This window comes from Tannerella forsythia (assembly GCF_001006485.1).
In the GTDB taxonomy this organism is placed as follows: domain Bacteria; phylum Bacteroidota; class Bacteroidia; order Bacteroidales; family Tannerellaceae; genus Tannerella; species Tannerella forsythia.
Genome location: NZ_JUET01000075.1, coordinates 47,135 through 61,524 on the forward strand (window position 1 = coordinate 47,135; position 14,390 = coordinate 61,524).

A 14,390-nucleotide genomic window follows, 5' to 3' on the forward strand; every position below is an offset into this window, starting at 1 on the left:
TCAAATCATTTACTCCTTGCTATACTATAGCTGATCGGATTTATCTCCTTGTTGATGTAATTTGATATTGTTATAAAATCTTTGAAATCAGATGGACTCCACATGGCAGTCGCATAAAAAGGGGTTTTGTAATCCTTCCCTTGTATAACGTAGATAACAGAAATATCTCCAAAATAGTCCTTGATGATCATCCTATTTCTTCGCTTTACCACATATACACTTCTAGAAAAAGACCAAGAATCATTCATATGTGAAAGCGTGTTGGTTGGAATATCTAGATACGTGCACACCCACTGATCTGATTCGAAATCGAATTGGTATACATATCTAGCATCTAATTGGCAGTTGTTCTTATTTTTTACAATGATAAAATCCTGTGAAACTGCAATAACAACATTTTGGGCTGAATTGCATTCCTGCAAGATCGTGGAAACATGCACCTCCAACTCCTCTGACAATCGGTCTTTTTTAAAGGTTAATCTCTTCTCTTTAAGATTCAATGCAGAAGGATTTATTTTCAGTATAGGTAATTCATTATTTTCAATAGAATTATTTTCTGCCCTTACAACAAATCCTTCAGCAAAAAGTAATTTTCGGTATGTTACACATGAAGACACAATACCCACAAGTAAGCACACAAAGACCGATAAAATCACACATTTCTTCATAACTTCATTACGGTTTATATGAACATTTTAATGGTTTGGAGTATATATTCTCAGGTTCATGCAGAAAGCAACGGCAATCAAGGCAAGCATATCTAAACTCACAATCTTGACATTCGTCCACCATATCCTTGGTTAAAGACCAATATTTCCTAAATTCTGGAGAATTAAGTATGTTTTTTAGTTGTAGTGCACAATCGTCAAGCAATCCATAACAAGTAGGCATTTCTGGACAATTTTTGATCTCTCCTTGCTTCCCGATGTAAATCTTACGATATAGACAATTATTGTGATTTTTTGATTCAGTATATAATTGAGTTTGAGCTCGCATTTTCGTTTCAGAAACACAACCACACATGTTGCAGGCATTCATCGGGAATTTCTTTAAATGGACGCTTAAATCACTGCCGACATTAAAGACCTTGCTCTCTTTCTCTGAGTATAAAACAAAAGAACACACTCTGCCATTTCGCTTTTTAAACTCCCTGAAATCCAATGAGTTTAATTCATCTAAGCAATTACAATGAATTTCTATAGACCTCACAGTTGAATCTGCAAAAGCCATTATATCGGGTTCCATAAAATCCAATTTTACTGGATAAAAATATCTAAGGCTTACGGCTGCACAAGAAACTATACTGAGTTTCTCTGCCAAACTTTTCATAGAATAAGAGGAATCTGCTCCTCTATCTATGATTGCATTTTCACAAACTCTCTCGGTATGATGTTCTGTACTTAGTGGGCGAAAAAAACAATCTTGGCTGGTTACTATACACAATTGATTTTTCTGGAGTTCATCTACGAAAAACTTCTCTTGAGAACTAGAATTGTCAGTTGATATTTTCCAAATTCCCATATTATCAGCATCTTCAAATACTGAAAGAAATTTATTAGGAAAACGATAAATCCCATTTCTTTGTAGATCGTAAATACAAGAATTATTCCTTCCTTTTACAATAACACAACAAGGAGCCAATATGACGGTTTCTCTTTTTTCCTTCATTTTTATACTGATTTCGCCCTAGTTAGTATCTTGTCTATCCGTATTTTAATACACTAAAGAGACATACACCTAATAGATCAATCTATATCTGGAATTATAATGTCTTTGAAGTAAGAAAACGACACATGATCTTTGTTATTATAGTAGGAGCAAGATAAAGACCTGTATTCAACTTTCATAACAGAGACCTCCTTATTTTCATCTATTTCTTCTGCAAGAAGAGCATTCAGAGAAAGTGAAGAGAGAAAATCTTTCTCCGAATTAAACCGCTCAAGAAATCTTTTCATGATATTCCTTATCTTTTGCAATGAGAATATTTGCCACTTTTTCATGTAATCCATAATTACAGGAATAGTCAACCATTCCAAACTGACCTGTCGGGTTAACTTCTAGGAAAATATACTCATTTTCTGGTGTTAATATGAAATCTATAGACCCCGTATTTAGAGACAATTCTGCCATAAGATCCACAACTTTGTCCTCAATATTCTTTGGCAATTGAAATGGAAGAAATCTATTAGGATTGTCAAAATTATACTTTCGATAGTCTGTTTCTGTATTTTCGTCATCCTGAGACATTATAGCCATGGAAAAACATTCTCCCATAAGAAAAAACACCCTAACTTCAAATTGTTTGGGGATGGCTTTTTGAACCATTGATGGGAGAAATGAATCTGGCATTTTACAAAGATCTTCTTCCTCTATCAATGTTGTATACATACTATAGTTCTTCCCCTTTGAATAAATTACAAGGGGGTCATAAATTGACTTCGATATAAGATCCCCCTCAATATTTCTAATCTCTATGAGTTTTTCTAGCCTATTTACAACATATGTAGCTGGAACTAAAAGCCCTACACGTTGTGCCTGTTTCAGAACTACAAATTTATTCAATGCGATATTCCGTGGATCAGTTAGCCAAAATGAAGATCTAAAATAATACTCAAAAGCCTCTATAATTTTTGAGAACTCAGTAGCGATATACGATTGTGCTGTTGGCTCAAGAATTCGTTGCAGTTTCTGATATTGAGGACTTTTTCTAAAAAATCCAAACTTTCGGAACCAAACAGATCCAATCTTTTGAGGGTCAATAACACGACCATTACACTCCAAGAAATCATCGTTTATGGAAAGTTTTATTGAGTCGTTCAATAAATCAAAGGAATTAACACGTATGCATTCTCCCCCCAATATCTTGATGTGATCCATCACGATATCCGAGGAGTAATCTCCATAATTAGAAAGAATTAATACCATAAACGAAAATTACAAAAAAGAATGCACAAGAGCAGACAGAAAACACTTCTATAGTAATTCTTCCATCCACCCTTGTGCAACTTTTAACGTTTAAGATTGATTATTGTAAAATCAATCATTATGAATACCATCATCCCCATCACAACCATTTCCATGTTCAGGGCAATCAGGATCATCGGGCTCTAAGGCCTCACTTTTTGGAGTCACTGTTACCGTGTGAAGAGTGTAACCTCCCTTCACAGCTTTCATCCCTTCATTGTTGATCTTCACAAGACCATCAAATTCATTTTTCTTCATAACACAGAACTAAAAAATATTTTCCCTACTCTTTTATTCGCCTTTTCGGGTTCCGGCTAGTTCCGAGAAAGTCTCACAATGAAACGGAGACTCCTCTTACGTGAGCGTAATGTACAAATTAAGGTTTAAATAACCAAATTTTCACGCTGATTTTTTCTCGAATTGTCTCAGAGACAATCATAACTGCCTAATAATTAGCATGATAGAATTTATTGAGCCCTAATGTTTTTGCATACAACATTTGCAATTTCTTGCCTTATCCTTATTTTCCCTGACTTCTCTCTACTTGTAACTTTGTAATGTTTTCGCCTATATATTTGGTGTTCGATGATGAATTACTCACTCAATAACAAATAATTATGGAATCGAACAACTATGTATTGGTCTTGGAAGACCGCACAGAAGTGAAGAACGGACAGGAGGCTGGTAAGCTCTCCGTCGTTTCCGGGATTGACGAGAAGGGCAATCTCAAAACCACCGAAGCCAAAGCGACAAATCAGGCTTCGTTCTTGAAGTTCAACAGCAAGGACGGACTGCTGAAGAACTTCATGGACAACTTTCTCAAACAGTTCAACGATCCGACCCGCTTCGGGCTGTACAAGGTCTTATCCAACAACGTGGAGCAAGGCGTGGACAATCTTCGTACCATGCTCCAAAGCCGTGAGAAGCCCGAAAACAAGCAACAACTGGCAGAAATGGGCGTACCCTTTGAGGACTATCTGCCCCGACAGAAGAACGCCACTGCCATCGACCCCGAAAAGGTGGATTGGAAGACGCTCGACAGCCTCGGGCTGTCCCGTGAGCGATTGGAGCAGAGCAGAGAACTGGAGAAACTGCTCAACTGGCAGAAGAGTAACCTCGTGACGATTGCCGTACCCGTTGGTGACACCACCATCTACACCGAAGCCCGTCTTGCTTTCCGCACGGACGAGAATGGCAACATCGGCTTGGCAGTCCACTCCATGCGCAAAGAACCACAACTGGACTATCCCTATATGGGCTATAAGTTCTCTCCCGAAGAGAAGGAGCAACTCCTCACTACGGGTAATCTGGGCAAGACCATCGAGGTAACACCCAAGAATGGCGAACCTTTCTCTGCATACGTCTCCATTGACCCACAGACCAATGAGATTATTGCCTTGCGTGCCGACCGAGTGAACATCCCCAAGGAGATCAAGGGCGTAACGCTCTCTGATGCCCAGTACAAAGACCTTGTGGAAGGCAAAGCCGTGAAGGTGGAAGGTATGACCGCCAAGAGTGGCAAGTCCTTTGATGCAACGCTTCAGGTCAATGCCGAGAAGAAAGGCATTGAGTTCATCTTTGACAATAGTCGCGGATTGAAGGAACAACAGCAACAAACCCAACAACAGGGTGCACCCCATAAGCTCTGCGGTCTGGAGCTTTCCGAGAAACAGCGTGAAGCCTTGGACAGTGGCCGCACGCTCTATTTGAAGAACATGGTCGATAAGGAGGGCAAGTCCTTCAATGCCTATGTCCGTATGGACAAGGAGCAGAACCGCCCCCGTTTCTATAAATGGAACCCGGACAAGAGTCAGAAGAATGGCAAGGTCGAAGCCGTGGCTGAAGAACACAAGACACAGGTAGCCGTGAATAACCACGGAAAAACCAATGAAGCCACCAAGCACGTGAAAGAGCCTCTGAAGACGGGACAGACACAGCCCACTGCCGCCCAACAACAGAAGCAGGAGGAGAACAAGCAGAAGAAGTCTCGTGGACGTAAGATGTAGCCTTTAATCCCTTTACCGATTATGACAACTTGTATTATTGCCGAGAAACCCTCGGTAGCCCGAGATATTGCCCGCATTGTCGGAGCAACAATCAAGCAGGACGGATATTTGGCTTCCACTCCGTCCGCCGATTTTCAATTGGAAGGTAACGGCTATATCGTTACTTGGGCAATGGGACACCTCATTGCCCTTGCCATGCCCGAAGCATACGGTTTTTCCGCTTACAAAGCTGAAGACCTACCTATCCGTCCCCTTCCTTTCCAACTCATCGTTCGCCAAATACGCAAGGACAAGGAGTATATATCAGACCCTGCAGCACTCAAACAACTCAAAGTGATACGTTCCTGCTTTGACAGGGCAGACCGTATCATTGTCGCCACCGATGCAGGGCGAGAGGGAGAACTCATCTTCAGGTATATCTATTCCTATCTGAATTGCCGAAAGCCCTTTGAACGTCTTTGGATAAGTTCCCTCACGGACAAAGCCATCCGTGAGGGCTTGGCAACGCTCAAGAATGGTTCGGCTTACGATTCTCTGTATCACGCTGCCCAAGCGAGAGCAGAAGCCGATTGGCTCGTGGGCATCAATGCGAGCCGTGCCTTGTCCATTGCACGCGGGGGTGGTTATTCTTTGGGGCGTGTACAAACCCCGACCCTTGCGATGGTCTGCCGTCGGTACATAGAGAACCGTGATTTTACCTCGGTTCCTTATTGGAAACTATCTGCCATTACGGAGAAAGAGGGCATATCGTTGAAAGCCGTGGAAAATACGGCATTTGACAATGAAGCCACGGCACAGACTGCTCTCGCTACACTTCGTCGTCAGAGCCGGCTTACGGTAAAATCGGTCGCAAGAAAGGTGGGCGGCACACCGCCACCACTCTTGTATGACCTTACTGCCTTGCAGAAGGAAGCCAATAGACGCAACGGCTTTTCTGCCGACAAGACCCTCTCCATTGCCCAGAGCCTTTACGAGAAGAAAATCACGACCTATCCCCGCACAGGCAGTCGATACATCAGCGAGGATGTCTTTGAGGAAATACCCACCCTGCTCCGCAAGATAGGAGAGACACTCCCAACTCCGCTCAATCGCCATTCGATGGACAATGCCAAGGTAACCGACCACCACGCCATCATCCCCACAGGTGAAACACCTTCCGGCTTGTTGGCGGATGAAGCAACCATATATAATATGGTAGTAACCCGCTTTGTCGAAGCCTTTTCTCCCGATTCCGAAGAAGAGCGTATGCAGGTGGAACTGACAGATGGCACCAATACCTTCACGTGGAAGGCTTGCCGTCCCATCTCCTTAGGCTGGAAGTCGGTGCAGAATGAAACGAAAGAGGGCAAGTCAGAAGATGAAGAGCAAGACCTTGCGATGCTTCCTGATTTGAAGGAGGGTGAAGAGCTACTGCTACTCTCCTCTGAAATCACCGAGCATAAGACCAAACCAAAGCCACTCTATACTGAAGCAACCTTACTGTCTGCTATGGAGAATGCAGGAAAAGAGGTGGAAGAAGCAGACAAGCGCAAGGCGATGGCTGAGTGCGGTATCGGCACACCTGCCACAAGAGCCAACATCATCGAAACACTGATACTCCGTGATTATATCCGCAGGGAAAAGAAGTCCATCGTTCCTACGGACAAGGGCTTGTCGGTCTATGAGATCGTCAAGGATAAGAAGATTGCCAATGCGGAGATGACGGGAGCGTGGGAACTGACTCTTGCAGCCATAGAGGCAGGACAGATGCAGGCAGAGAAATTCACGCAGGGTATCAATGCCTATGTGGGTACTATTTGTGAGGAACTGCTCGCGCTTACCGGTGTGCAGAAATCCTATCCGACCTTTTGCTGTCCCAAATGTGGAAGCGAAAGCGTAGGTATCTATGCCAAGATAGCCAAGTGCAGGAACGAGGGGTGCGATTTCCACATCTTTCGTGAGGTGTGTGGCACGTTCCTCTCTGAAGACAATATCCGGGATTTGATTTTTACGAAACGGACACCCATCCTCAAAGGCTTGACCAGTAAGGCTGGAAAGAAATTCAATGCCCGATTGGTCTTGCAGGAAGATGGTACCACCACCTTTGAGTTTGAACAGAAAAAGAAGAAACAGGGAAGTTGAAAGCGACATCCCCTTAACCGACCGTCTCTATTATGGCATACAATAAGAAAGAAGTGTTGCAAGCCAATACGGAAGCCATCCGTGTGGTCTTGCGATTGGAAAAGGAGCGCAGGGAAGCCACCGAAGCGGAAAAAATCCTGTTGCGTGGTTATCAAGGCTTCGGTGGTCTGAAGTGTGTATTGAACCGCACGGACAATCCTGACGACATCCGTTATTGGAGCGCGTCGGAACAGCATCTGTTTGAGCCTACTCAACGGCTCAAGCAGATGATTTACCGTGAAGCCGTCGATGCCAATACCGCCAAGTGGTATTGGGAGAGCATCAAGGCGAGTGTGCTGACCTCCTTCTATACCGACACCCGTATTGTGTCTGCCATTGCAGACGCACTCTCTGTGTCAGGGGTGCATATTAGGCGATGTCTGGATCCATCGGCAGGTATGGGAGCGTTTGCTGAAACCTTTGCAGGGAAGTGCGGTGCTGTCGATGCCATGGAAAAGGATCTCCTTACGGCACGCATCAGCCAAGCCCTACATCCCTATGGGCAAGGGAACATCATCGTACAGAACCAGCCCTTTGAAGCCATTGCTCCATTGGAGGAGAAAGACAAGTACGACCTTGTAACCAGCAACATCCCCTTTGGGGACTTCATGGTCTATGACCGTGAATACAGCAAAGGAAAGGATATTCTCAAACGGGAATCCACACGAGCCATCCACAACTATTTCTTCGTGAAAGGCTTGGACTGCATCAAGGAAGGAGGACTTTTGGCTTTCATTACCTCGCAGGGCGGATTGGACAGCCCGAAGAACGAAGCCATCCGCCGTTATCTGATGCAGAACAGCCGACTTATTTCTGCTATCCGCCTGCCATCGGGAATGTTCAGCGAGAATGCAGGCACAGAGGTCGGCAGCGACCTCATAGTCCTGCAAAAGCAGTCGGGAAAGGAAATCAAAGAGGGTATCGAGCAGCAGTTTATTCAAACCACCGCCGTTTCCAAAGGCGATGGCTTTTCCATTGCCTTTAACCATAACTCACTCTTTGAGGGGGAATGGAACGAGATTTCCCATAGAACCATTGCAACGGAACGCACGATGGGGACAGACCCATACGGCAAGCCTGCATGGGAATACCGCTTTGATGGTAGCATTGACGATATTGCGGACAGTCTTCGGATTCAACTATCGCAAGATGTAGGAAAACACTTTGACCGAAAACTCTACGAGACGGGCATACCGATGACGGAGGAAGAGCGACAAGCCAAAGCTGCCAAGGAGCTACACGGGTTCGGTGTAACGGTGGACTTGCACGAAGAAAAGCCAACGGAGGATAAAGAAACCGAGAATGCTTACATTCTGATGCCCGACAACATCCGCAAACAACTTCCCAGACTCTATGCTACGGAAAAGCAGCTCATTGGCGATAAGACGGCATACGCACGCTATTTCTTTCCGATGGGAGCATACACGGCTTATCTCTTGGAGTATGACCCGAAGACCCGTATCGGTTTCGGTGCCGTGACGATGGGTTATGGGTGGGAACTCGGTTATATCTCCTTGGACGAAATGGAGGAAGTCAAAATACATGGCTTGGGCATTGAACGAGATCTGTACTTCTCTCCCACCAAGCTGCATGAGATAGCCGAATTGGAAGAGATAGTCCAAGGACTATATACTAAAGAGGTAGTTGCAGAAGTTCCCGAAGTTACGGTTGTGGAAACTCCTCAAATAGTAGTTCAAGAGAAAGAGGCTTTGGAAAAATCTCTTTCGGACGTACCTCCTACTAAAGAGGAAATAGTCGTGTCGGAAAAGCCCAAGCAGGAACAAACACCTTCCTTTTCTGAGTCTGCTCCCGAAGGTGTACCGACACTGACACTTCATCGCCAATACAAGGAGGAAGAGCCTGTAATACGTACCGATTTAGAAGCCCCTCGCAAGATGAACGGACAGATGGTCTTCTTCGACGATGACCATCATCCCGTGCCCGTGATGGATGCAAGAGCGGATAACAGCCCAACCAAACCCCTTCTGTTTGCTCCCGAAGAGTACAATCTCTGGAATCAGGAAGTAACCAGAGTCAATCAGGAGATAAAAGAACAGGAGGAGCGCCCGAAGAAAACCACTCAAGAAGTTCTTCCACAAACTGCTCCAACGGCTTCATCCAACAAAGTTTCCGGTGGGAAACGCACGCAAGGAAACAAGAAGAAGGCTGAAACGAGGTATTATCAAACCACTCTTTTTGATATGATGGAAGAGGTGGAGCAGAGAGCGCCACAGCCCATACAACAGGTCAAGAAAGAGTTTGATGCTTCACCACGTCCCTTTCTCTCCTCGCCAACCTCACATCTGAGGGATGGCTCTATTGTCTTTCAAAATGGACAGATAGGTTTCCTTTCTGATTTGAAACGGCAGGCGACCTTCAATCCGATGGATTTGCCACACGCCCAACTCTCACGCCTGAAAGCCTACATCGAGATCCGTGAAAGCTACCATCGTCTGTATGACTATGAGGCAGGCAATCATATGGAAGACAGCGAGGAACGCAAGAAACTCAACCGCCTTTACGACGATTATGTCGGTCGCTGGGGTTATTTCAACCAAAAAGCGAACACCGATGTCATCAAGATGGATGCCACAGGATTGGAGATGCTTTTCTTGGAACGCTCCGAGAATGGCAAGTACATCAAGGCGGACATCTTTGACCACCCGACGGCATTTTCTTCCACCGAACTGACCGTTGCAGCAGACCCGATGGAGGCACTCGGAGCATCGCTCAGCAAATATGGAACAGTGGAACTTGACTATATGAGTTCCCTGCTTCCCGACATGGAAGAAAGCGACATCATTTCGGCTTTGGAAGGACGCATTTACTACAATCCCGAAGAAGATGCCTATGAAGTTTCGGATAAGTTCATATCGGGCAATGTCATTGAAAAGGAAGAGCGAATAGCATCTTGGCTTTTAGATCACCCCGAACACGAAGAAGCCAAGCAAAGTCTCGCTGCTCTAATGGCAGCTCGTCCGACTCCCATCCCCTTTGCCGACCTTGACTTCAACTTGGGGGAACGCTGGATTCCTTCCAAGGTCTATGGGGAGTTTGCTTCAGAGTTCTTCGGAGCGGAGATTGGGATTACTTATCATGCCAATATGGATGAGTATTCCATTGTCTGTGACCGCAAGAATGCCAATATATGGCACAAGTATGCGGTACGGGGTGAGTTCCGTCGATACGATGGTATCAACCTGCTGAAGCACGCCTTGCACAATACCATTCCCGACATCAACAAGAGCAAGGAGGTAAGGGATTCCGTAACAGGAGAGACCAAGACGATTAAGGTGCGGGACGGGCACGCCATACAGATGGCGAATGCGAAGATTGAAGAGATACGGCAGGGCTTTGTCGATTGGCTTGGACGCACGCCCGATACATTCAAACAGCAACTCTCGGATAGGTATAATCGCCTGTTCAACTGTTTTGTGCGACCGAACTTCGACGGCACGCACCAGTCATTCCCCGACCTTGACCTGAAACGACTGGGCATTCCTGACCTATACAAGAGTCAAAAAGATGCCGTTTGGATGCTGAAGACCAATGGGGGTGGTATCTGCGACCACGAGGTGGGTGCGGGCAAGACGCTTATCATGTGTACGGCAGCATACGAGATGAAACGGTTAGGCTTAGCCAACAAGCCGATGATTATCGGACTGAAGGCAAACGTCTTTGACATTGCCGATACCTTTCGCAAGGCTTATCCTAATGCCAAGATACTCTATCCGGGTAAAGATGATTTTACCAAACAGAACAGACAACGCATCTTCAATGACATCAAAAATAACGACTGGGACTGCATCATCCTCACGCACGAGCAGTTCGGAATGATACCGCAAGCCTTGGAGATACAAGAGGCTATCTTGCAGAAGGAGATGGACTCCGTAGAGGAAAACCTCGAAGTGCTCCGTCAGCAGGGGGCAGACATTTCCCGTGCCATGCTCAAAGGGCTGGAGAAACGCAAGCAGACGCTGGAAGCCAAACTTTTGGATATTCAAGACAGTATCGCAGATCGCAAGGACGATGTGGTGGACTTCAAGATGATGGGCATCGACCACCTCTTCGTGGATGAGTCGCACCAATTCAAGAACCTGATGTTCAACACACGCCATGATAGAGTTTCGGGATTAGGCAATCCCGATGGCTCACAGCGTGCCCTCAATATGCTCTTTGCCATCCGCACCATTCAGGAGCGGTCGGGCAAGGATTTGGGAGCTACTTTCCTTTCGGGAACAACCATCAGCAATTCACTCACGGAGTTGTATCTCCTTTTCAAATACCTTCGTCCACAGGCATTGGAAAAGCAGGGTATCAACAGCTTCGACGCATGGGCAGCCGTGTTCGCGAAAAAGTCCACCGATTATGAGTTTTCCATCACGAATGACATCATACAGAAGGAACGCTTCAGAACCTTCATTAAAGTGCCCGAACTGGCTTCTTTCTATGCGGAGATTTGCGATTTCCGCACAGCAAAGGACATCGGCATCGACCGTCCCGAAAAGAACGAGATACTGCACAACATTCCGCCCACGCCCGAACAGGAGGTCTTTATCGGCAAACTGATGGAGTTTGCGAAGTCCGGAGATGCCACGCTCTTGGGGCGTGCGCCACTGAGCGAGAAGGAAGAAAAAGCGAAGATGCTTATCGCAACAGATTACGCCCGCAAGATGAGCTTAGATTTACGCATGATTGATTTGGAGGGATACTCGGATCATATAGACAACAAAGCGAGCCACTGTGCCAAGATGCTCAACGACTATTACCGGAAGTTCGATGCACAGAAGGGAACACAGTTTGTTTTCTCTGATTTAGGTACTTACAAGCCGGGCGAATGGAACGTTTACAGCGAAATCAAACGTAAGTTGGTAGAAGGCTATCACATTCCATCGCATGAAATACGCTTCATTCAGGAATGCAAGAACGAGAAGGCAAAGAAAGCAATGGTGGATGCCATGAACCGTGGCGACATCCGCATCATCTTCGGTTCTACCTCGATGTTGGGAACGGGTGTCAATGCCCAGCAACGTGCTGTGGCTATCCATCATTTGGATACACCTTGGCGACCATCAGATTTGGAGCAGCGAAACGGGCGAGCCGTGCGTAAGGGAAATCTTATCGCCAAGGAGTTTGCGGATAACAAGGTCGATGTCATCATCTATGCCGTGGAACGGTCGCTGGACAGCTACAAGTTCAATTTGCTTCACAACAAGCAGTTGTTCATCAATCAGCTCAAAACAAACACCCTTGGTAGCCGTACCATCGACGAGGGTTCAATGGACGAGGATAGCGGTATGAACTTCTCTGAATATGTAGCAGTACTTTCTGGCAACACCGACTTACTGGATAAAGCCAAACTGGATAAAAAGATAGCCACCTTAGAGTCTGAGAGAAAGAACTTCCTCCGAGAGCGGGACACCGCAACAGGCAAGTTGGCGGAGATTGATAGTTCCGTGTCTTTCCATTCAGATAAGATTAAGGAGGCTAAGGCGGATTTGGAGTGCTTTGAAAAGCGTGTGGATCGTGATACAGAGGGACTTCCAATCAATAAACTCACAATTAAGGGTGTAGAAGGAAGTACAGACATCAAGGTTATTGCTGCCCGATTGCATGAGATTGACGAGAAGGCACGCACCAAGGGTGAGTACAACAAAATCGGTGAGATTTACGGCTTTTCCGTCATGGTTAAGACAGAAAGCACCTCAAAAGACTTGTTTGATTGCTCGGTGAACCGTTTCTTTGTCAAGGGACAGGAAAGTATCTACTATACCTATAATAACGGTAAGTTGGCGACAGACCCGAAACTTGCGTGTGAGAATTTCATCAATGCCTTGGAGCGCATCAAGAAAGTGATTGAATCACACGAGAAGGAAATGGAAAAGGTTTCTGCAAACAAGGAGGTCTATACGACCATTGCGAGTGGGTCGTGGAAGAAAGAGGACGAGCTTCGCTCTCTCAAAGGGCAGGCAGCCGAACTGGATAGAAAGATTGCACTCACGCTCGCACCACCGGAGGAAGAGAAAGAAATGGAAGAGGAAAAGCAGGTGCAAGAATATGGTATTTCGGGAAAAGAGCCAACACAAGAAACAAGATGCTCTGCCGAACCGATTTCACATAAACAAGCTGAAAAGACTCCTCCATCAGAGCAAGTCACTCACCCCCCACAAGACAACCGAGGAGTAATGAATCGGGTGGTTATATCGAAACCCAAATGGAGATAGGATAGATGGTTGGGGATTTTGGCAACAAATCGCTTTTATTGCCAAAATCCCCAATCCATATTTTTGTTCAGAGAGCCTAACTTCTGAGCTTTCAATAGTAAGATAACCTTTACTCTTTTGTTAGGTCAATCCCTCTCAGAGATTTCAATATTTTCAAGAATGAAGCCTTTATGGTTTCTGAAGACGGGATTTCTCTATAAGCTATTGCCGATAAATTCTCTTCATATTTGGGAGCCAGAGAATCCCATAACTTATCAAAATCCATCACTAATGGAGATTGATTCAAATCTTTTAGGTCTTTCCATCCGGCAGGCTCGTCAAAGGCTTCTTGATCATGTTTGACCAAGGTTTCCACATCATTCACAAACTCTTCACTACAAACATACTCCTCCAATTCTTTGATAGCTAACAATGCGTTCAAATCATAGAAATGGCGGATTTTAGACGATAAGGATGCCAACGGATCCTCGCTTATAGAGAATCGAATGAGAGAAACAGTTTTCTCGCACAAGGTTTGTCTAAGGGACAACACATTCAACTCAAAAGGTTCAAGGTGGTATTGAGTCACCACATCCTCCATATTTCGCTTTTTCAGGTATGTGGTTACAAATGGCTCTATCATTCTTTTTTCATAAGGGAAAGGATTGGCAAATGCGCTTATTTCCACAATAATTCTCGAAGGAATTGGATTTACAGACACATCTAAACCCACCTGAGCATCGTAGGAGAAGGCTTGCTTCCTATATTTTGAGCCTTTTGATATATCTGAAAAGGATTTATCCTCCGTCAAGCCGGCTGTTACCTCTTTCATCAAGTTGGATAAAAGCATCTTAACTTGATTGCCACTCATATTCTCACTGATGACAGCAAAGTCCACATCCTCAGAGTATTTATCACAACTTGCGATAAGTTTTCTTATCGCAAGTAAAATATTATCCAAAGTACGACTTTTGCACGACTGATTATTAATTGCTTATCAGGGATACTTTTTGCCATCACTTTGGATAATATTACTACCGTCCTAAGTTTTTTAACC

8 protein-coding genes are annotated in these 14,390 nt (G+C 45.1%); 3 read left to right on the forward strand and 5 right to left on the reverse strand.

The genetic code is table 11. The features are described from left to right. Nucleotides 1-5: 5 nt before the first annotated feature. The 4 genes from Tanf_RS06455 to Tanf_RS06475 form a co-directional block, all read right to left on the reverse strand. The gene (locus tag Tanf_RS06455) at nt 6-668 is read right to left on the reverse strand and encodes a hypothetical protein (protein WP_004584866.1); all 663 of its coding nucleotides are present in this window, start codon (nt 666-668) and stop codon (nt 6-8) included. A 7-nt stretch (nt 669-675) separates the two neighbouring features. Continuing rightward, a complete protein-coding gene (gene gwsS / locus Tanf_RS06460; protein ID WP_004584867.1) occupies nt 676-1,668 on the reverse strand; it encodes a grasp-with-spasm system SPASM domain peptide maturase in 993 nt (330 codons plus the stop codon). A gap of 270 nt (nt 1,669-1,938) precedes the next feature. Further along, the gene (gene gwsG / locus Tanf_RS06470) at nt 1,939-2,925 is read right to left on the reverse strand and encodes a grasp-with-spasm system ATP-grasp peptide maturase (protein ID WP_046825301.1); all 987 of its coding nucleotides are present in this window, start codon (nt 2,923-2,925) and stop codon (nt 1,939-1,941) included. Nucleotides 2,926-3,036: 111 nt separating this feature from the next. Then, nucleotides 3,037-3,222, reverse strand: a complete 186-nt coding sequence (locus Tanf_RS06475; RefSeq protein ID WP_004584870.1) for a hypothetical protein — start codon at nt 3,220-3,222, stop codon at nt 3,037-3,039. Nucleotides 3,223-3,581: 359 nt separating this feature from the next. On the opposite strand from Tanf_RS06475, the gene Tanf_RS06480 reads away from it, so the two are divergent. The 3 genes from Tanf_RS06480 to Tanf_RS06490 are packed head-to-tail and all read left to right on the forward strand — an operon-like array spanning nt 3,582 to nt 13,354. Further along, the gene (locus tag Tanf_RS06480) at nt 3,582-4,970 is read left to right on the forward strand and encodes a DUF3945 domain-containing protein (RefSeq protein ID WP_004584871.1); all 1,389 of its coding nucleotides are present in this window, start codon (nt 3,582-3,584) and stop codon (nt 4,968-4,970) included. Nucleotides 4,971-4,991: 21 nt separating this feature from the next. After that, the gene (locus Tanf_RS06485) at nt 4,992-7,091 is read left to right on the forward strand and encodes a type IA DNA topoisomerase (RefSeq protein WP_004584872.1); all 2,100 of its coding nucleotides are present in this window, start codon (nt 4,992-4,994) and stop codon (nt 7,089-7,091) included. 32 nt (nt 7,092-7,123) lie between these two features. Then, nucleotides 7,124-13,354, forward strand: a complete 6,231-nt coding sequence (locus Tanf_RS06490; protein WP_046825302.1) for a helicase-like domain-containing protein — start codon at nt 7,124-7,126, stop codon at nt 13,352-13,354. Between the two features lie 109 nt (nt 13,355-13,463). Here the strand turns inward: Tanf_RS06490 and Tanf_RS06495 are convergent, their stop codons facing one another. Continuing rightward, nucleotides 13,464-14,294, reverse strand: coding sequence for a nucleotidyl transferase AbiEii/AbiGii toxin family protein (locus tag Tanf_RS06495; protein WP_046825303.1), 831 nt, complete (start codon nt 14,292-14,294; stop codon nt 13,464-13,466). Nucleotides 14,295-14,390: the final 96 nt, after the last annotated feature.

What these genes read in the sequence shown, in the direction of transcription:
- Tanf_RS06455 (WP_004584866.1), bottom strand. Translation starts at nt 668, where the DNA reads ATGAAGAAATGTGTGATTTTATCGGTCTTTGTGTGCTTACTTGTGGGT.
- gwsS (WP_004584867.1), bottom strand. Translation starts at nt 1,668, where the DNA reads ATGAAGGAAAAAAGAGAAACCGTCATATTGGCTCCTTGTTGTGTTATT.
- gwsG (WP_046825301.1), bottom strand. Translation starts at nt 2,925, where the DNA reads ATGGTATTAATTCTTTCTAATTATGGAGATTACTCCTCGGATATCGTG.
- Tanf_RS06475 (WP_004584870.1), bottom strand. Translation starts at nt 3,222, where the DNA reads ATGAAGAAAAATGAATTTGATGGTCTTGTGAAGATCAACAATGAAGGG.
- Tanf_RS06480 (WP_004584871.1), top strand. Translation starts at nt 3,582, where the DNA reads ATGGAATCGAACAACTATGTATTGGTCTTGGAAGACCGCACAGAAGTG.
- Tanf_RS06485 (WP_004584872.1), top strand. Translation starts at nt 4,992, where the DNA reads ATGACAACTTGTATTATTGCCGAGAAACCCTCGGTAGCCCGAGATATT.
- Tanf_RS06490 (WP_046825302.1), top strand. Translation starts at nt 7,124, where the DNA reads ATGGCATACAATAAGAAAGAAGTGTTGCAAGCCAATACGGAAGCCATC.